The organism is Bradyrhizobium sp. CB1015 (assembly GCF_025200925.1).
Lineage (GTDB): Bacteria > Pseudomonadota > Alphaproteobacteria > Rhizobiales > Xanthobacteraceae > Bradyrhizobium.
Window position 1 is genome coordinate 3,914,026 of the sequence record NZ_CP104174.1, and the last position, 17,290, is coordinate 3,931,315.

The 17,290-nt window shown below is 64.9% G+C and carries 20 protein-coding genes; 14 read left to right on the forward strand and 6 right to left on the reverse strand.

Annotated features, from left to right (window positions below; all coding sequences use genetic code 11):
- Positions 1-44 precede the first annotated feature (44 nt).
- From N2604_RS17870 to N2604_RS17890, 5 genes are read right to left on the reverse strand one after another with little or no spacing between them, the layout of a single operon-like run.
- Positions 45-527 carry a MaoC family dehydratase gene (locus N2604_RS17870; protein ID WP_260375926.1) on the reverse strand — a complete coding sequence of 161 codons (483 nt, stop codon included), beginning with the start codon at positions 525-527 and terminating at the stop codon, positions 45-47.
- A gap of 9 nt (positions 528-536) precedes the next feature.
- Positions 537-2,120, reverse strand: a complete 1,584-nt coding sequence (locus N2604_RS17875; protein WP_260375927.1) for an acyl CoA:acetate/3-ketoacid CoA transferase — start codon at positions 2,118-2,120, stop codon at positions 537-539.
- A 4-nt stretch (positions 2,121-2,124) separates the two neighbouring features.
- The gene (locus N2604_RS17880; RefSeq protein ID WP_260375928.1) at positions 2,125-3,267 is read right to left on the reverse strand and encodes an acyl-CoA dehydrogenase family protein; all 1,143 of its coding nucleotides are present in this window, start codon (positions 3,265-3,267) and stop codon (positions 2,125-2,127) included.
- Between the two features lie 12 nt (positions 3,268-3,279).
- Positions 3,280-3,648 carry a tautomerase family protein gene (locus tag N2604_RS17885; protein WP_197946833.1) on the reverse strand — a complete coding sequence of 123 codons (369 nt, stop codon included), beginning with the start codon at positions 3,646-3,648 and terminating at the stop codon, positions 3,280-3,282.
- A 3-nt stretch (positions 3,649-3,651) separates the two neighbouring features.
- Complete coding sequence (locus tag N2604_RS17890; RefSeq protein ID WP_260375929.1) at positions 3,652-4,749, reverse strand: LacI family DNA-binding transcriptional regulator; 1,098 nt, start codon at positions 4,747-4,749, stop codon at positions 3,652-3,654.
- A gap of 184 nt (positions 4,750-4,933) precedes the next feature.
- Here N2604_RS17890 and dapA point away from each other — a divergent pair, with 184 nt between their 5' ends.
- The 13 genes from dapA (at position 4,934) to N2604_RS17955 (ending at position 15,522) form a co-directional block, all read left to right on the forward strand.
- Positions 4,934-5,842: a 4-hydroxy-tetrahydrodipicolinate synthase gene (dapA, locus tag N2604_RS17895; RefSeq protein WP_260375930.1), complete on the forward strand. Its 909-nt coding sequence runs from the start codon at positions 4,934-4,936 to the stop codon at positions 5,840-5,842.
- A gap of 14 nt (positions 5,843-5,856) precedes the next feature.
- A complete protein-coding gene (locus N2604_RS17900; protein WP_260375931.1) occupies positions 5,857-7,047 on the forward strand; it encodes a CaiB/BaiF CoA-transferase family protein in 1,191 nt (396 codons plus the stop codon).
- The gene (locus tag N2604_RS17905) at positions 7,044-8,207 is read left to right on the forward strand and encodes an acyl-CoA dehydrogenase family protein (RefSeq protein WP_260375932.1); all 1,164 of its coding nucleotides are present in this window, start codon (positions 7,044-7,046) and stop codon (positions 8,205-8,207) included. The genes N2604_RS17900 and N2604_RS17905 overlap by 4 nt, the downstream gene beginning before the upstream one ends.
- Positions 8,208-8,218: 11 nt before the next feature.
- Complete coding sequence (locus tag N2604_RS17910; protein ID WP_260375933.1) at positions 8,219-8,626, forward strand: MaoC/PaaZ C-terminal domain-containing protein; 408 nt, start codon at positions 8,219-8,221, stop codon at positions 8,624-8,626.
- A gap of 3 nt (positions 8,627-8,629) precedes the next feature.
- On the forward strand, positions 8,630-9,061 hold the full coding sequence (locus tag N2604_RS17915; RefSeq protein WP_011086090.1) for a MaoC/PaaZ C-terminal domain-containing protein: 432 nt from the start codon (positions 8,630-8,632) through the stop codon (positions 9,059-9,061).
- Positions 9,058-10,008: a dihydrodipicolinate synthase family protein gene (locus tag N2604_RS17920; protein ID WP_260375934.1), complete on the forward strand. Its 951-nt coding sequence runs from the start codon at positions 9,058-9,060 to the stop codon at positions 10,006-10,008. Before N2604_RS17915 ends, N2604_RS17920 begins: the two co-directional genes overlap by 4 nt.
- A gap of 16 nt (positions 10,009-10,024) precedes the next feature.
- Positions 10,025-10,327: a DUF4286 family protein gene (locus N2604_RS17925; protein ID WP_172784532.1), complete on the forward strand. Its 303-nt coding sequence runs from the start codon at positions 10,025-10,027 to the stop codon at positions 10,325-10,327.
- Positions 10,328-10,448: 121 nt separating this feature from the next.
- The gene (locus N2604_RS17930) at positions 10,449-11,285 is read left to right on the forward strand and encodes an ABC transporter substrate-binding protein (protein ID WP_260375935.1); all 837 of its coding nucleotides are present in this window, start codon (positions 10,449-10,451) and stop codon (positions 11,283-11,285) included.
- A 19-nt stretch (positions 11,286-11,304) separates the two neighbouring features.
- Positions 11,305-12,036: an amino acid ABC transporter permease gene (locus tag N2604_RS17935; protein WP_260375936.1), complete on the forward strand. Its 732-nt coding sequence runs from the start codon at positions 11,305-11,307 to the stop codon at positions 12,034-12,036.
- Positions 12,033-12,824 (forward strand): amino acid ABC transporter ATP-binding protein, encoded by a 792-nt coding sequence (locus N2604_RS17940; RefSeq protein WP_311740009.1) that lies wholly within the window; start codon positions 12,033-12,035, stop codon positions 12,822-12,824. Before N2604_RS17935 ends, N2604_RS17940 begins: the two co-directional genes overlap by 4 nt.
- A 9-nt stretch (positions 12,825-12,833) precedes the next feature.
- Positions 12,834-13,763 carry a dihydrodipicolinate synthase family protein gene (locus N2604_RS17945; protein ID WP_260375937.1) on the forward strand — a complete coding sequence of 310 codons (930 nt, stop codon included), beginning with the start codon at positions 12,834-12,836 and terminating at the stop codon, positions 13,761-13,763.
- A gap of 152 nt (positions 13,764-13,915) precedes the next feature.
- Positions 13,916-15,040, forward strand: a complete 1,125-nt coding sequence (locus N2604_RS17950) for an AI-2E family transporter (RefSeq protein ID WP_260375938.1) — start codon at positions 13,916-13,918, stop codon at positions 15,038-15,040.
- 26 nt (positions 15,041-15,066) lie between these two features.
- Positions 15,067-15,522 carry a potassium channel family protein gene (locus N2604_RS17955; RefSeq protein ID WP_260375939.1) on the forward strand — a complete coding sequence of 152 codons (456 nt, stop codon included), beginning with the start codon at positions 15,067-15,069 and terminating at the stop codon, positions 15,520-15,522.
- 56 nt (positions 15,523-15,578) lie between these two features.
- Here the strand turns inward: N2604_RS17955 and N2604_RS17960 are convergent, their stop codons facing one another.
- A complete protein-coding gene (locus tag N2604_RS17960; protein ID WP_260375940.1) occupies positions 15,579-16,262 on the reverse strand; it encodes a helix-turn-helix domain-containing protein in 684 nt (227 codons plus the stop codon).
- A 303-nt stretch (positions 16,263-16,565) separates the two neighbouring features.
- Between N2604_RS17960 and N2604_RS17965 the strand changes: the two genes are divergently transcribed.
- Positions 16,566-17,189 (forward strand): response regulator transcription factor, encoded by a 624-nt coding sequence (locus tag N2604_RS17965; protein ID WP_260375941.1) that lies wholly within the window; start codon positions 16,566-16,568, stop codon positions 17,187-17,189.
- The last annotated feature ends 101 nt before the right edge of the window (positions 17,190-17,290 follow it).

Consider the following 17,290-nt stretch of genomic DNA (forward strand, 5'->3'; position numbering starts at 1 on the left):
GCAGAGGAGCCGTTCTCCGGCCCAAGGTCTTCTTCATTGTCTCGTCATGTGGCCGCCGCAGCACCGGCTTGCCGGGTCAGGATCAGCGAGATGTGGCGCGCCGCGGTCACCACCTCGTCGCGCTGGTTGAGGAGGTCGAGCGTCTCGACGACGATGCCGCGCGCGGGGTTTTTGGTCGGCCGCTTCTCGACGAAGCGGAAGCGCACCCGCAAGCTATCGCCGGCGACGATGGGGCCCTTGAATTTGACCTCGTCCCAGCCGAGCGAGGCGACCGAGGTCTCCTCATAGAGCTTCAGCTCCGACTTCAGCCCTTCCATCAGGGACAGGCCGTACAGGCCATGGCCGATCACCGCGGGAAAGCCGCGGGAGCGCGCATAGGCGCCGTCGACATGGAGCGGATGATGATCGCGCGTGACGTCGGCGAAGGACGCGATATCGGCTTCGGTCACGGTATGCACGGCGGTCTCGAACTCCGCGCCGAGCGCAATATCTTCGTAGCGGAGATTGATCGGGGCGCTCGTGTCCATGCTGATCCCTCAGGCAACCTTCCGTGGTCGTGCCGGCAGCGCCTTGAAACTCTGCGCGATGCCCATTGGCCCGGAGCGGAAGATGCGCGGGTCCATGTCTTTCAGTTGCGGGCTGATGCGTGGGCGAAAGCCCATATGGGCCAGGATGTCCTCCTCCAGCCGCACGCCAGGCGCGATCTCGGTGAGGGTCACGTGTCCGTTCTCCAGCTCGAACACGGCGCGCTCGGTGACGTAGCTGACGTGCTGGCCGCGCTGAGCCGCAAGCGTGGCGCTGAAGCTGATCTGGCCGACCTCAGGCACGAACTTGCGGAAGGCGCCGTCCCGCCGGATCGCGAGGCGGCCGTTCTCGACGCCGATGTCGAACTTGCCGCCCGTCATGGTGCCGCTGAAGATCAGCCGCTTGGCGTTCTGGGTGATGTCGATGAAACCGCCGGAGCCGTCGCGGCGCTCGCCGAAGCGGGTGACGTTGACGTTGCCTGTTACGTCGACCTCGGCGAAGGAGAGGAAGGCGCAGGAGAGGCCGCCGCCGTCGTAGAAGTCGAATTGGTAGGCCTGGTCGAGAATGACGCGCGGATTGATGGCCGTGCCGAATTCGCGGGCATGACCCGGCACGCCGCCGACCACACCGGATTCTACCGTCAGCGTGATCAGGTCGGAGATGCCTTCCTCGGCCGCGACATTGGGGATCATCGCGGAGATGCCGACGCCAAGGTTGACGACGTCGCGCGGGCGCAGTTCGAAGGCGGCGCGGCGGGCGATCACCCGGCGCTCGGTGAGCGGATCGGGCGTGATCATCGCCTCTGGAACTCGCGTCTCGCCGCAGCGCGCGGGGTCATGGACGGTGCCGTAGGTCTGCATCTGGTCGGGCTCGATGACGACATGGTCGATCAGGAAGCCCGGGATCTTCACCATCTGCGGATGGATCGAGCCGCGCTTCACGATGCGCTTGACCTGGCAGATCACGGTGCCGCCGGCATTGTGCACGGCCTGCGCGATCGACAGATCCTCGCGCGTCGTGCCCTCGTGCTCCATGCTGATATAGCCGTCCTCATCGGCCGAGGTGCCGCGGATGATGGCGACGTCGGGGGGAGCGGGGACGCGGTAGAGCAGCCAGGGCTGGCCGTGCAGCTCGAGCAGGTCGACCAGCGGCGCGGTGGTGCGCTTGTTCATGCGCCCGCCGTCCTGGCGCGGGTCCATGTAGGTGTTGAGGCCGACATGGGTGAGCACGCCCGGATGCTTCGCGGCCATGGCGCGGCAGAGCTGGCTCATGACGCCTTGCGGAAAATTGTAGGCGTCGATCAGCTCGTCGCGGACGAGGCGCATGAATGGCACCTGCAGCCCGAAATTGCCGCCGATGACGCGCGCGATCAGGCCCTCATGGGCGAGATGGCAGAGGCCCTTCTCGGTCACGGCGCCGACGCCGGTGATGTTGATCAGCGTCAGATCATGCGGGCCTTGTCCACCGAGGAAACGCCTTTCCAGCGCGTCGAGGATGGCTTCGGCAGCGCCGGTGCCGCCATTGCCGCCGACGATCAGCGTGTCAGAGTCGCGAATGAGGCCGGCGGCTTCTGCCGCTGTGATGATGCTCAGCATGCCCTCACGCGGCCTCCTTCTCGACCTGGCGGGCGATGATCAGCCGCTGGATCTGATTGGTGCCCTCGTAGATCTGGGCGAGGCGGACGTCGCGGAAGATGCGCTCGATCCGATACGCGCGCGAATAGCCGTTGCCGCCGTGGATCTGCAGCGCGTTGGAGACGTGCTTCATCGCCATGTCGGTCGTGAACAGCTTTGCCTGGGCCGCTTCCTTGGCGATCGGTTGGCCGGCATCGTGCAAGCGTGCGGCGTGGTGGATCAGCAGGCGCGCAGCCGCGATGTCGGTCGACATGTCCGCGAGCATGAACTGCACCGCCTGGTAGCCGATGATGGCCTGGCCGAACTGCTTGCGGTCCTTGGCATAGGCGGTGGCGTCCTCGAGCGCGGCCTGCGCCATGCCGAGCGCCATGGAGGCCATCATCAGCCGGCTGAAGTTGAAATTGCTCATGGCCATCTTGAAGGCCTGGTTCTCCGGGCCCATCACGCTGTCGGAGGGCAGGCGCACGTCGGAGAAGGTGATCTGGCAGTCGTCGAGGCCGTGCATGCCGAGCAGCTCCTCGTTCTTGCCGCGCGCGATGCCGGGCAGGGCGCCGTCGACGAGAAGACAGGAGATGGCGCGATGGCCCGCATCTGCGCCGGTGCGCGCGAACACCATGATGCGGTCGGCGACGCCGCCTAGCGTCACCCAGGCCTTGGTGCCGTTGAGCCGCCAGCCATTGCCTTCGCGCACCGCATTGGTGCGGATGCCAGCGACATCGGAGCCGTGATCGGGCTCGGAGACGGCGGTCGCGGGAATGATGTCGCCGCTCAGAATTCTTGGGATCAGCGCCTTGTGTGCCTCGGTGCCGTGATGATCGAAGAACAGCACGGCCTCGACCGGGATCGCGAAGGCGTTGGCGACCGCGCCGGAGCAGCGCGCCAGCTCCTCCATTGCGATGCAGGCCGCCACCGCATCGAGACCGGCGCCGCCGGCGCCTTCGCGCAGGCAGATGCCGAACAGGCCGAGGTCGGCCATGCCCTTGTAGAGCGCGCGGTCGAAGCGGTCCTCGCGATCGATCGCCGCGGCGCGCGGCAGGATTTCTGCCTCTGCGAAGCGGCGGGCGGTCTCGCGCAGGGCTTTCTGGTCTTGGCTGTAGAAGCGGTCCATGGCGTGCTCCCGTCAGTCGCTGGCCAGCTTGGAATCGTGGGAGACCTCGCTGCGGTCGCGGTCGCAGAAGTAGACCGCGACGTCGTCGCCCGGCACGCCGTAGGCGCTGCATACGGCGCGGGTCAGCGCGATGGCGGCGGCGCGCCGCTCGGCCTCGCTGCGGCGGAAGGCGTGGACCTTGAGCAGGATGCGCTGGCCGGTGGCCTCCGCGCCAAACCTGCCGGCATGGGCGTAGTCATCCGGCGCAATGTTCAGGAAATAGAGCGTGACCGTATCAGCCGTGACACCGAACGCCGACATCAGGCCGTCTGTCACGGACCGCGCCAGTGCGGCCTTGCGCTGGGCTGGAGCTTGCGGGGCGAGCACTTCAACATAGGGCATCGATCAGACCTTCGCGGACTTGGCCGCAGACGATTTGGATGAAGACGGTTGGGACCTGCCGGATTTCGCTGGGGCCGGAGTGCCGATCTGGCGGCAGGAGTCGCGCTGGATCAGCCGCGCGCCGACGCGATATTCGCGGACGCCATCACTGCCATTGCCCTTGCTATTTCCCCTGGCGTCCATGCGATGCAGCAGCCGGTCGACGGCGAGATTGGCAAGATCGCGCGCGCCGTTGTCGACGATGCTGATCGCCGGGCGATGCCATTCGAACCACGGCATGTCCTCGTAGCAGAGCAACGACAGATCACCGGGAATGGCGATGTTCCGTTCCGCGGTGACGCGCAACACGCCGAGCGTCGCCTCGTGATTGGCGACGAAGATCGCGCTCGGCGGGCGGGGGAGGTCGAGCAGCTTGCGCGCGCAGGTCGCGCCGGTCTCCGGCACGTAGTGGCCGGCATGGATCAGTGTGTCGTCCCTGGCGATGCCGGCCTCGCGCAGGGCGCGGACATAGCCGGACAAGCGTTCGCGGCCGGACGTGGTGTCCTGACGGCCGACGATCAGCCCGATGCGCTTGTGCCCGAGCTCGATCAAATGACGCGTGCCCAGATAAGCGCCTTGCGGATCGTCTGCGAGCACGGTCTCGAGATCGGTCGCGTCGTCGCGCCGCACCAGGCAGACGATGGGCACGTCCTTCGAGAGCGTCTCGAGCTGCGCACCGTTCTTGCCTGTGGGCACCACGATCAAGCCGTCGATGCGATGATCGACCAGCGTGGTGAGGGTGTCGCTCTCGGCTTGCGGATCGTCGCCGCCGATGCACAGAAGCATCTGGTAACCCAGCGCCTTCAGGCGCGCCTGCACCACTTCGGCCATCACCTGGAACGAGGCGTTGGTGAGATTGTGGACGAGAAGAGCCACGAGCCGCGACTGGCCGGTCTTCAATCCGCGCGCGATCGGGTTCGGCCGATAGCCGAGCTCGCGCGCGATGCGCAACAGGCGCTGCTGCGTACGTTCGCTGGTCAGGCCGGTTCCCGTCAGCGCCCGGGAAGCAGTGCTGACTGAAACGCGGGCCGCTTGTGCCACATCTTTGAGCGTGACGCTCATCAAACCTGCCGATAGACTGCAAACGATTGCAGAAACGCTATGAGCTTATTCTGCGCGGATCAAGCTCAAAAAATGGATGGTGTTGCCCAATGCAGAGCCATTTATGCAAACGATTGCATGAACATTGCGGATATTCCGCAGGGGGCGCCCGTCGTCTGAATTCACCCGCGCGCCAGGTGGCACCTTGATGAAGACGTTCCGCGGCACCTACACCGTCATGATCACCCCGTTCACGGCGGCGGGCGAAGTCGATGTCGCGGCGTTGCGCGCCTTCGTCGATTGGCAGATCGCGCAGGGCGTTCACGGGCTGATCCCGCTCGGCTCGACCGGCGAGTTCCTGTCCATGGACGATGACGAGAAGGCGCTCGTTGCGGAAGTCGTCATTCGCCAGGCCGCGGGGCGCGTCCCCGTGCTGATCGGCACCGGTGCAGAGGACACGCGTGAGGTGGTGCGTCTCAGCCGCCGTGCTGAAAAACTGGGCGCCGACGGCGTGATGATCATCCCGCCGTTCTATTCGACGCCGACCGACGACGAGCTCGTCCATCATTACAAGACGGTTGCCGACGCAATCGCGTTGCCGATCATGGTCTACAACAATCCGGCGACGGCCAATGTCGATCTCAAGCCGCCACTCGTGGCGCGGATCGCCGAGATCGACAATTGTCTCTACATCAAGGAGTCCACGCTGGAGGTGACGCGGGTGCGCGACATCATCCGCCTCTGCGGCGACAGGATGACCGTGTTCGGCGGCATCCTCGGCTTCGAGTCCTTTGTCGAGGGCGCGCAGGGCTGGGTGGCCGTAGCCTCCAACGTGGTCCCGGCGGAGATGGCCCGTATCTTCAGTCTCGTCGCCGACCACGGCGCGATCAAGGAAGCGCGCGAGCTTTATCTGAAATACCTGCCGGTGATCGAATTCGTCGGCGGCCAGGCCTATGTCGCCGGTACCAAGGCGCTGCTCGGTCATATGGGCTTTGCAGCCGGTCACCCGCGTCCGCCGCGCCTGCCGCTGCCGGCTGCGCAGGATGCGGCTGCGCGTGCCCTGGTCAAGACGTTCGATCTCGTCTGGCGCGGCGCGCCGGTTGCGGCTGCCTAAACTGAGGTGAACGGATGAACCTGCTCGACGGCGTCAAGATCCTCAGCTTCAACCACTATCTCGCGGGCCCGCTGGCCGCGCAGACGCTCGCCGATCTCGGCGCCGACGTCATCGCGGTCGAGCCGATCGAGGGTGCGTTTCAGCGCAACTGGGCGGTCGCCAACTACTTCGTCGCAGGCGACAGCGTCAATCATCTGGCGACCGGCCGCAACAAGCGCAGCCTCGCCGTCGATCTCAAGCACCCCGACGGCATCGCCGCGGTGAAGAGGCTGGTCGCGACGTCAGATGTCGTGATGGAGAATTTTCGTCCGGGCACCATGGCCAAGCTCGGCCTCGGCTACGACACGCTGAAGGCGATCAACCCAGGCCTGATCTATGCGGTGGCGACCGGCTTCGGATCGGAGGGGCCGTACAAGGATCGCCCGGGGCAGGACCTGCTGCTTCAGGCGATGTCGGGCCTTGCGATGCGGACGGGGCGCGCGGACGGCGAGCCGACGGCGGTTGGCGCCGTCATCGTCGATCAGCATGCCGCCTCGCTGTACGCCATGAGCATCCTTGCGGCCCTGTTCGCCCGGACGAAGACCGGCAAGGGGCAACTCGTCGAGGTCAACCTCTATCAGGCCGCGCTCGATCTCCAGGTCGAGCCGCTGACGGCGTGGCTGAACGGCGCGCCATCGCCGACGTCACGCGGTCCGGCAGGTATTGCGGCTTGGTTCAGCCCCGGACCTTACGGCGTTCACGCCACGGCGGATGGTCATATGGCGATCTCCATGGCTACGCCCGGCGCGCTTGCGGTCGCGCTGGAAAGCGAAGAGCTGAAGCGGTTCGGGGACACTGACAGTTTCTCGAGGCGCGAGGAGATCACGCGGATCGTTGCTACCAGGCTGAGACAGAAATCGACGGCCGACTGGCTGCCTTCGCTCGAAGCCGCGCGGATCTGGCATGCACCGGTACAAGACTATCGCGACCTCGAATCCGATCCCCAGCTCAACCATCTCGGCGTGTTCAAGAGCGCGGAGAGTGCGGGAGGCGCGCCGATCCGCCTGGTCGCGCATCCCGCACGCTATGATGGCCGGACGCCCGAGGTGCGGTTGGTGCCGCAGCGATTGGGTGCGCAGACGCGCGAGGTGCTCGGCGAGATCGGCTACGCCGCTACGGAGATCGACGCGATGATCGCCGGTAAGGCCGTCGGAGTGGCGCGATGATCGATTTTTCAATCCCCGAGGAGACGCGTCTCCTGGTCGATACCGTCCGCCGCTTCGTCGAGACGGAGGTGCAGCCGCTCGAAGACGTCGTGGAGCAGACGGCCACCGTGCCGTCCGAGGCGCTGGCGGTCACCAAGGCCAAGGCACAAAAGCTCGGCCTCTACGCCATGAACATGCCGGCGGACGTCGGCGGCGGCGGGCTAACTTGCGTGGAGCATTGCCTGGTCGAGGAAGAATTCGGCAAGACCTCAGATGCGCTGATCCGCCGCGTGTTCGGCCAGGTCTATCCGATGCTGATGGCCTGCAAGGGCAATCAGGTCGAGCGCTATCTGCTGCCGACGGTAAAAGGCGACAAGATCTGCGCCATGGCGATCACCGAGCCGGGCGCCGGTTCCGATGCGGCGTCGATCAGCACCACGGCGCATCTCGATGGCGACGAATGGGTGCTCAACGGCACCAAACACTTCATCAGCGACGGCGACATCGCCGACTACATCATCCTGATGGCGCTGACCGACAAGGACAAGCGGGCCCGCGGTGGCATCACGCTGTTCCTGGTCGACCGAGCTACGGCCGGCTTCAAGGTCGCGCGCACCCAGCCGATGATGGGCCATCGCGGCTATGGCCATGCCGAGCTGAGCTTCGAGGATTGCCGCATCCCGAAGGCGGCCGTGCTCGGCGAGGTCGGCGGCGGTTTCAAGCTGATCATGCAGAGCGTGCTCCAGATCCGGCTTGCCCATATCGGCGCGCGCGCCGTCGGGATGGCGCAGCGCGCGCTGGAGATGATGCGCAGGCACGCCGGCGAGCGGCGCCAGTTCGGCCAGCTGATCGGCGATTTCCAGATGGTGCAGAAGCTGATCGCCGATTCCGCCACCGAGATTTTCGGCGTCAAGATGATGGTGATGAACGCCGCCTGGGACATCGATCAGGGCAAGGATGCGCGCGACAAGGTCTCGATGATCAAGGTCGCGGCGTCGGAGATGCAGGGCCGCGTCGTCGACCGCGCCATCCAGGTGTTCGGCGGCATGGGCTTCAGCAAGGACCTGCCGCTGGAGCGGATGTATCGCGACGCCCGCGTCACCCGAATCTATGACGGCACCTCCGAGATCCATCGCATGCTGGTTGCGCGCAGCACCATCAAGAACGGCTTGCAGCTCTAGGGAAGCGATCGATGTCTCACGCACCTCTCAAGCCCGGCGCCGCCTTCGCCTTCCGCAAAACCATGACGGTGGCCGAGCAGGCGATGTTCACCGGCATCAGCGGTAATCTCGGCGGTCTCTATGTTGATGCCGTCCGCGCCAGGAAAGCCGGGGCGTCGAACATGGTCGCCTTCGAGCTCGCCGTCGGCGGTCTCGCCACGACGTGCCTCAGCCAGCTCGGCGGGCCGACGCGGCGGATCGGCAGCATCGCGCTGAATTTCGCTGCGCCCGTGATCGTCGGCGATTCCGTCGAGGCCAGGGCCGAGATCGTTTCGGTCGCTGGCGATGATGCGGTCTGCCGCGTCACCTGCACGCTGTCGCCCTCCGGCGCGACCGTGGTGGACGGCACTGCAACGCTGGTTCCCTTCGCGAAGGGCTGAGCCATGTACGAGCCAAAATCCTTCGACGATCTCAAGGTGAATGACAGGGTCAGCCTGAGCAAGACCATCACCGAAGCCGATGGCGCGCTCTACATCGCCGCGACCGGCGATTTCGGCCCCGTCCATGTCGACGAGGTCTATGCCGGTGCGACGCGCTTCGGCCGCAGGTTGGCGCCTGGGATCATGGTTGCGGGCCTCTGCACCAGCATTCTCACCTCCGAGCTGGTCGGCACCATCGGCGTGTCGGTGGAAGACCGGTTCTGGTTTACCGGTCCCGTGTTCTACGGCGACACGCTCACCTTCGACGTTTGGATCGCCGAGCAGCATGACGAGACCCGCACGATCATCTGGGAGGCGAGCGCACGCAATGAGGGCGGCCTCGAAGTGCTGAAGGCGCGCGCGAGCCTGAAATTTCCGCGGCGGAAACCGTCATGAGCAACGCGGGGAAGAAACCGGATCTGCGCGGCGTCACGGTCGCGACCGTGCTGCCCTTCAGGGACGACAGCTCGATCGATTGGGACGGCTATTCCCGCGTGCTGGACTATTGCGCCTGCCCGGACGGAGTCGCGGCGGTGTTCGTCAACGGCCATGCCGGCGAGGGCGGATCGCTCTCGGATGACGAGCGTCAGGCCGTGATCGAGCGGACGCGCCGGCAGATCGGCGCCAAGCCGCTGCTTTCAGGCATCATCGCGCATTCGACGGCGGAAGCGATCCACCAGGCCCAACTCGCGGAAGCGGCCGGCGCCGATTGCGCCGTGCTGTTCCCGCCCGCGCCGCTCGGCGGCGGCGCATCGGCGACCTCCCGCGCGCCGCTGGCCTTCGTGCAGGCGGTCAGCTCCGCGATCGGAATTCCGGTGTCGATCTTCCAGTACCCGCTGGCGTCCGGCTTCGGCTATTCGCCGGAGACGTTGGCGAAGATCGCCGCGCTCGAGAGCGTCATCGCCGTCAAGGAAGGCAGCGATACCATGCTGGCTTATGACGAGAACCGGCGGGCGGTGAAGCAGGCCGATCCCTCGGTCGCGATGCTGCCATCGAACTTCAACTGGTTCCTGCCGCAGCTCGCCGTCGGCGGCGACGGCATTCTCTCCGGCCTCGTCAGCCTCGCGCCGCATCTGTTCGCAGCACTCTGGCAGGCCTCGCTCGCCGACGACCTCAAGGCGATGCGCGCCGTCAACGAGCGGCTCTATCCGATCGTCCGCGCCATCTACGGACCCGCGCCGATCATGGACATGCACACCCGCATGAAGGTCGGGCTGAAGGCGCTCGGCCTGATCCGCAACGCCGATCCACGGCCGCCGCTGCTGCCGGTTCTGCCCGCGCTCTGCGATGCCATTGCAACGACGGTCGGCGCGGCGCGCGCGGCCGGCGACATCCGCACTTAGCGTGAGGAACGAGCCGATGCCGGACGAAGCCTTCATCCATATCGTGCGGGTCGACATCGATCCCGAGCACGAGGCCGCGTTCAACGCCTGGTACGAGCAGAAGCATTTTCCTGATCTGCTCGCTTGTCCCGGCTGGCTCTCGGCCAAGCGCTTCGTCTCGGTGGGCGACGGGCCGAAATATGCCGCCATGTACGAGGTCGCGGGCAGGTGGGCGTTCGAGACGCCGGAATTCCTGAAGGTAAAGGGCTTTGGTCCGTTCGAAGCCCTGGTGAAGAATTTCATGCGCATTCAGCTCAGGCCGATGTCGGGACCGGCTTGAGCGGATCAAGGACGATGCTGCCTGCCGTGTCGCGAGATCCGGCCGGCCGCATCCAACAAGCGTCGAGGGGAATCCCGGGCGAGGAACTGTATCGGTCATTGGCGTCTTACTGGAGGTATCCATGGTCTCGACATTGTTTCGCTTGGGTGCGGCTGCCGCACTCGTTCTCGCATCCACGGCGGTGCATGCCGCCTGCACGCCCGCGATCACCGACGACAATCTGATCGCGCCGGGCAAATTGCAGCTCTCCATCAACCCGACCAACCCCCCGCAGCAATTCGTCGACAAGGACGGTCAGCTGCAAGGTCTCAACGTCGAGCTCGCCGCCGAGCTCGGCAAGCGGTTGTGTCTTCCCGTCGAACTCGTCCGGATGGATTTTCCGGCCATGATTCCTGCCCTGGGCGCAGCGCGTATCGACGGCGTCAATACCGGCATGTTCTGGACCGAGGAACGCTCGAAGCTGATGTACATGGTGCCGTATGCCATTCAGGCGATCTCGGTCGTGGTCGCCCCCGACAGCGGCATAAAAATTGCTACCGAAAACGATCTGATCGGAAAATCATCCGCTGTCGAGGTCAGCAGCTACCAGATGAACTGGCTCAAGAAGCTCAGCGATGCCAGCGTGGCGAAAGGCGGAGCGGCCGTCGAGATGCGGACGTTCCCGACTGCGACCAACGTCGTCAGCGCGCTGCTTGCGGGCCAGGTCGACAATGCGCTGCTGGTCGACAGCGTGGCACGCGATCTCGTCGGCCGTGGTCGCGTGAAGGAAGTCCTGAGCGGGCTCGGCACGGCCAGGACCACGCTTGGTTTCCGCAACAAGACGGTCGCCGATACCGTCGTCAAGGCGCTCAACGCGATGCGCGCCGACGGCTTCTATCAGGCGCTGTTCGACAAGTTCGGCCTGACCGCCATGCCGGCCGATCAGCCGCTCGCGATCGCCGGCCCCGGTCCGGCCTGATACCTACGGAGACGAGCCGATGAGCCATTTCAGTCCGACGGCCGCCGTCAGCTACTTCTTCAACTACTTCCTGATGAAGGGAGTGCTCGTCACCATCGGCTTGACGGTGGCGGCGGTCGTCGGCGGATTGATCCTCGGCATGGGCATCGCGTTGCTGCGCATGTCGTCCAACCCCGTGCTCGCGGGTGCCGCGCGCTTCTACATCTGGTTCTTCCGCGGCACGCCGCTCCTGATCCAGCTCGTGGTGATCTACAGCGGCCTGCCGCAGCTCGGCATCAAGTTCAGCGTGATCACCTGCGCGCTCGTCGGCCTGATCCTCAACGAGGCCGCCTATCTTGCCGAGATCGTGCGCAGCGGTTTCATGGCGGTGTCGGCGGGGCAGCGCGAGGCCGCCTGGGCGCTCAGCCTGTCGCCCTGGGTCACGTTCCGCCGCGTGACCCTGCCGCAGGCGTTCCGGCTGATGATCCCGCCGCTCGGCAACTCCATCAACTCGCTGTTGAAGGCGACCTCGCTCGCCTCCGTGATCTCGGTCGAGGAGCTGATGCGCCGCAGCGACATGCTGATGCAGGAGCACTTTCAGATCCTCGAAGTCTATGCGGCGGCAACGGCGTATTACCTGATCCTCACCTCGGTCTGGGATGCGGTGCAGCGCCGGCTCGAGAAGCATTTTGGTCGATCGAGTGCCGCGAAAACCAGGCGGATCGCAGCGAGCGCGCCGGTTGCGCAGGCGAGCGTGGAGGCCCGGGCATGAGCCAGACTTCGATGGCTAAGGCCGAAGGTGCAGCAGTGCAGCCGCCGCTCCGTGAGGTGCCTGCGGTCCGCATGGAAGCGGTCTACAAACACTATGGCGACTTCACCGCGTTGAACGAGGTCGATCTCAAGGTCGCCAAGGGCGAGAGGATCGTGGTCTGCGGTCCCTCCGGCTCGGGCAAATCGACGCTCATTCGTTGCATCAACCACATCGAGAAGCACGATGAAGGGCTGATCTACGTCAACGGCGTCGAGCTCGATCATCAGCGCAAGAACATCGATGCGGTCAGGCGGGACACCGGCATGGTGTTCCAGAGCTTTAATCTGTTCCCGCACATGACGGTGCTGGAGAACTGTACCTTGGCGCCGATGACCGCGAACGGCATGAGCGAGGCCGAGGCCAAGGATCTCGCCATGCATTTCCTGACAAAAGTCCGGATCCCGGACCAGGCGGAGAAATTTCCAGGGCAACTCTCCGGTGGTCAGCAGCAGCGCGTCGCCATCGCACGCGCATTGTGCATGCGCCCCAAGATCATGCTGTTCGACGAGCCGACCTCCGCGCTCGACCCCGAGATGGTCAAGGAAGTGCTGGAGACCATGAAGAAGCTCGCGGAGGAGGGCATGACCATGTTGTGCGTGACCCATGAGATGGGCTTTGCCCGCGAGGTCGCCGACCGCATCGTGTTCATGAACGAGGGCAAGGTGGTCGAGCAGGCTGCGCCGGAGGAGTTCTTCAAGCATCCGAAGTCGGAACGGGCGCGGACGTTCCTCGACCAGATCATCCATTAATCGGCAAAGATGCGGACATTCAGCGATCGCCTGCGCGGCATTCACGCCGCCACCATCGTGCCGATGACGCCCGATTTCGAGGTCGACGAGGCGCAGCTCGCAAGCCATCTCACCTCGGTGGCGTCTACGCCTGGGATCAATGGGCTCCTCGTCAACGGCCACGCCGGCGAAAACTTCGTGCTGTCGCTGGCCGAGAAGCGGCGCGTGGTGGAGCTGGCGCGTCAGCATGCGCCGAAGGACTGCCTGATCGTCTCCGGGGTCAATCACGAATCGAGCCTGGAGGCGGCGCGTGAGGCGGCTGCGCTGGAGCAGGCCGGTGCGGACGGGGTGCTGGTGTTTCCCCCCAACAGCTGGGCGCTCGGCCATGCCGATGATTGCGTGATCGAGCATCACCGCCGTATCCGCGATGCCACGACAATGCCCTTGATGCTCTACGCCGCGCCCGTCGGCGCGGGCGCCATGGCCTACGCGCCGCCGCTGCTGACGCGGCTTGTCGCCGATGCGCGCTTCGTCGCGGTGAAAGAAGGCAGCTGGGAGGTTGCGGCCTACGAACAGAATCTCAGGCTGCTCCGCAAGCAGCGACCCGACTTCGTCGTGCTCGGCTCGGGCGACGAACATTTGCTGACAAGCTACATTGTCGGCTCGGCCGGCAGCCAGGTGAGCCTCGCCTGCGTCGTGCCGGAGCTCGTGGTGGGCCTTTGGAGTGCTGCGGAAGCCGGTGATTGGGCGCGGGCGCGCGCCGCGCACGAGAAGCTCTATCCGCTGGCGGTCGCCATCTATCGCGATCCGCCGGGAGGACGGGCAACCGTGCGGCTCAAGGCCAGTCTGAAGCTGCTTGGACGCCTGTCATGTGACGCTGCACGGCCGCCGCAGCCGGCGGCTACACGCGGTGAGTTGCAGGCGCTGGAGCAGGCACTGCGCGTCGCCGGCGTGCTCTAAGCCGCGAAGAACCGCGCAATCTGCGCCGAAATGCAATTGGCTGCGCGTCTGTCGCCGATCGCGCTAGGCCTAGCTTGATCTGGATCAAGCTCCGCGGTGGGCCGCCCCGTTAGCTGCTCAGCAGCCGTCTGTCGGCCTGGAGGCAACGAGCCTTGAAGACGCTTCGCCAGCTTCTGTCCGCGGAGGACGTTGTCCAGCTCCTGATCCGGCTGGGCTTGCTCGGGCTGCTGATCTTCTGGACCTTCCTCGTGATCCGGCCGTTCGTGCCGATCCTGAGCTGGAGCGCCGTGCTGGCGGTGGCATTTCATCCCATCTTCGCCTGGCTCGCCCAACGCCTCGGCGGCCGTCCCCGGACAGCCTCAGCCGTTCTCACCCTGATCACGCTGGGCATCGTCATCGGTCCTGCCGCCTGGCTCGGCCTCAGTGCAGTCGAAGGGATCCGGGACCTTGCGGGCCAGATCGGCAGTGGCGATCTCGCGCTCCAGGCCGCACCGGAGCAGATCAGGAGCTGGCCGTTGATCGGTCCTCAGCTCTACGCGATCTGGAACGAGGCCTACACGAACATCCGTGCGGCGTTGCGCGAGGTCGCGCCGTACTTGAAGCCGCTCGCTGGAATGATGCTGTCGTTTGCCGGTGACACCGGAATTGGCATGCTCCAATTCCTGCTGTCGGTGATCGTCGCGGGCTTTCTGCTTCCGCACGGCGCGCAGCTCGTCGCCGCGCTCCGCGGCTTCCTGTTGCGCGTCGTGCCCGGCCAGAGCGAGCACTTTCTCGAGCTCGCCGGCGCCACCATACGCGCCGTCGCACAGGGCATCATCGGCGTCGCCATCCTTCAAGCCTTGCTGGCGGGCATCGGCTTCAAGCTCGCAGAAATCCCAAGTGCGGGACTGCTCGCGGTGGTCGTGCTCTTGCTATCTATCGTCCAGATCGGTGCCGCCCCCGTTCTTCTCCCCGTGCTGGTCTGGATATGGATGGACAAGGACGTGACCGTCGCGCTCCTGTTGACGGTCTATCTGGTCGTCGTCGGTCTGCTCGACAACGTGCTGAAGCCGCTCCTCATGGGGCGCGGCCTGACGACGCCGACGTTCGTCATCCTGATCGGGGTCATCGGTGGTACGCTCGCGCATGGGATCATCGGACTGTTCATTGGGCCGATCATCCTGTCGGTGGCCTGGGAGCTCGCGACCGCATGGACAGGAATCGACCGCGCTGCGTCAGCGCGGGTCGATCAGGAAACCGTTGTCGCAAAGGATGCCATCGAGGCACGGTTGACCTAGGTTGAAATGAGGTTGGGTTCACCCCGATGATGCTCCAGTTCCTTGTCGGCACGCTCGTCAGCGTGTTCAATATCGGGATCCACGCGCTCGTGACGGTGGTCGCCGTGACCGTCGCCCGCAGTGCCGTCCCGCGCCATACCAGGCGGCCGAGATTGCACCTCATGGGCGTCATGATCGCGATCGCGGTCGTGTTGAAGATCGCCCACATGCTCGAAATTCTGACATGGGCGGCGACCTATCATGTCGTCCGCGCCGCCGCCGCCGACGCGGACATTCTCTACTTTGCGTTCGTCAACTACACCACGCTCGGCTACGGCGACATCACGCCGGTGCGCGAATGGCGGCTGATCGGCCCGCTGACTGCCATGAACGGTGTTCTTCTGTTCGGCTGGTCCGCCGCCATTCTGTTCGAAGTCCTGCTCAAGACGCTCGAACATCTCGGGCTCACGGAAAAACCCGGTGCGGACCTGCCACGCACCTGATGCCGTCGCCTCGGTCAGTTGCGACCTTGCGGATCGTGAACCGGCATTTCGCCGGCTCAGGACTGCAGATCGAGGCTTGCGAGCTGGTGCCGGTCGAGCAGCACGATCTGGCGTTGGGTGTTGCCGATGAAGCCGAGCACGCCGAGCTCATGCAGCCGCGACAAAGCCCGCGAGACGGTCTCCAGCGTCAGGCCGAGATAGTCGGCGATATCGCGTCGCGACATCGGAAGCGCCATGACGCCGGCCGCCGTCAGACGCTTGTCCATTTCGAGCAGGAACGCGGCGACGCGCTCCAGGGAGGTCTTGCGGCCGAGAAGCAGCATGTGGTCTTCCGCATGCTGGAGGTTGTTCGTGGTCATGCTGAGCAGGTTTCTGGCCACCATGGCATCGCTGTCGGCCACGGTTTCCAGGCTCTGGCGTCTGATCAGCCGTACCGTGGTGTCGACGATGGCTTCGGTCGTGAACCGATGCTCGCTGCCGTTCTCGAGCCCGAAAATGTCGCCGACGAGGTGAAATGCGCCGATCTGCCTGCGGCCGTCCGACAGCAGCTTGTAGCTTCGCACCGCGCCGGACTGGACCTGGTAGACATACTCGGCCGGCTCCTTCTCGCCGTAGATCTCGGAGCCTTTTCGGTAGGAGAATTCGCTTAAATTGACCAGCGCATTTGAATGACTTGCCATGCCGAGGTCGCGGAGAGTATTGGGACGCGGCGTGGAATCCGTCGTGATGCGAACGAACATAGGCCAACTCCTCAGCTTTTCCGCCGAATTGGTCTGTCAGACGAAATACTTTGCCGGAAATGCGGCCGCGCAATCCCACTCCCGCCGAAGTTGATTTTCGGCCAAGGAAGTATTCTTATCCATTGTCCCAAGGTTCATTGTACCATGGGACAGCACTGGCGATTGCTGCGCTGGATGAGAAGCCCAGCCACAGGAAGATGCGACATATTGCGAAGCAGATATTTCGACCTTCAAACGTGAAGATCGCTTTGAGGAATGAGAAGGACCTCGAGCGTCCTGATTGATTTTTGACGAGAGGTAGAGTTGCCAGGCCTTGTTCACGTTGTTGATGACGACGAGTCCTTTCGGACTGCGATCGGGCGCCGGCTGAAGCTCGCGGGATACGAGGTCGCGACCTATGCCTCAGCGCTGGAACTCCTGGACTCGGCGCCGGACAACGAGCAGGCGGGATGCATCCTGCTCGACGTGCGGATTCCGGGCCTGAGTGGTCCCGACCTGCAGGCCCGGCTGGCGGCGGCCGGTTCTACGTTGCCCATTATTTTCCTGACTGGTCATGCCGACACGCCAACGACCGTACGTGCGATCAAGGCCGGTGCGGAAGACTTCCTGACCAAACCGGTGTCGTCCGAGCAACTGCTCGATGCCATCGAGCGGGCGCTGGCCAGTCAGCGGACGGCGCGTGCCCAGGCCAGCAGGCTCGATTTGCTTCGTCGTCATCTCGCCGCGCTGACGCAGCGCGAGCGGCAGGTGTTTGACCTGATCGTGCGCGGCCGGATCAACAAGCAGATCGCGCATGAGCTGGGGACCACCGAGCGCACGGTGAAGGCGCACCGCCATCAAGTGATGGAGAAGATGCAGGTTCGCTCGCTGGCGGAGCTCGTTTCGATCGCGGAGCGTCTCGGAATGCTCGATCCGGACGAACACTGACGGCTTCGGAACGGCGTGGGGTTCCCTCGATCTGCCTGTCCCAAAGGACAATGCTGGGGCGTGTTGACAGGGCGCGACGAGCTGTGTGCAATAATATAACC

Excerpts from the sequence above, each read along its gene's own strand:
- N2604_RS17870 (WP_260375926.1), bottom strand. The coding sequence starts at position 527 with ATGGACACGAGCGCCCCGATCAATCTCCGCTACGAAGATATTGCGCTC.
- N2604_RS17875 (WP_260375927.1), bottom strand. The coding sequence starts at position 2,120 with ATGCTGAGCATCATCACAGCGGCAGAAGCCGCCGGCCTCATTCGCGAC.
- N2604_RS17880 (WP_260375928.1), bottom strand. The coding sequence starts at position 3,267 with ATGGACCGCTTCTACAGCCAAGACCAGAAAGCCCTGCGCGAGACCGCC.
- N2604_RS17885 (WP_197946833.1), bottom strand. The coding sequence starts at position 3,648 with ATGCCCTATGTTGAAGTGCTCGCCCCGCAAGCTCCAGCCCAGCGCAAG.
- N2604_RS17890 (WP_260375929.1), bottom strand. The coding sequence starts at position 4,749 with ATGAGCGTCACGCTCAAAGATGTGGCACAAGCGGCCCGCGTTTCAGTC.
- N2604_RS17900 (WP_260375931.1), top strand. The coding sequence starts at position 5,857 with ATGAACCTGCTCGACGGCGTCAAGATCCTCAGCTTCAACCACTATCTC.
- N2604_RS17905 (WP_260375932.1), top strand. The coding sequence starts at position 7,044 with ATGATCGATTTTTCAATCCCCGAGGAGACGCGTCTCCTGGTCGATACC.
- N2604_RS17910 (WP_260375933.1), top strand. The coding sequence starts at position 8,219 with ATGTCTCACGCACCTCTCAAGCCCGGCGCCGCCTTCGCCTTCCGCAAA.
- N2604_RS17915 (WP_011086090.1), top strand. The coding sequence starts at position 8,630 with ATGTACGAGCCAAAATCCTTCGACGATCTCAAGGTGAATGACAGGGTC.
- N2604_RS17920 (WP_260375934.1), top strand. The coding sequence starts at position 9,058 with ATGAGCAACGCGGGGAAGAAACCGGATCTGCGCGGCGTCACGGTCGCG.
- N2604_RS17925 (WP_172784532.1), top strand. The coding sequence starts at position 10,025 with ATGCCGGACGAAGCCTTCATCCATATCGTGCGGGTCGACATCGATCCC.
- N2604_RS17930 (WP_260375935.1), top strand. The coding sequence starts at position 10,449 with ATGGTCTCGACATTGTTTCGCTTGGGTGCGGCTGCCGCACTCGTTCTC.
- N2604_RS17935 (WP_260375936.1), top strand. The coding sequence starts at position 11,305 with ATGAGCCATTTCAGTCCGACGGCCGCCGTCAGCTACTTCTTCAACTAC.
- N2604_RS17940 (WP_311740009.1), top strand. The coding sequence starts at position 12,033 with ATGAGCCAGACTTCGATGGCTAAGGCCGAAGGTGCAGCAGTGCAGCCG.
- N2604_RS17945 (WP_260375937.1), top strand. The coding sequence starts at position 12,834 with ATGCGGACATTCAGCGATCGCCTGCGCGGCATTCACGCCGCCACCATC.
- N2604_RS17955 (WP_260375939.1), top strand. The coding sequence starts at position 15,067 with ATGATGCTCCAGTTCCTTGTCGGCACGCTCGTCAGCGTGTTCAATATC.
- N2604_RS17960 (WP_260375940.1), bottom strand. The coding sequence starts at position 16,262 with ATGTTCGTTCGCATCACGACGGATTCCACGCCGCGTCCCAATACTCTC.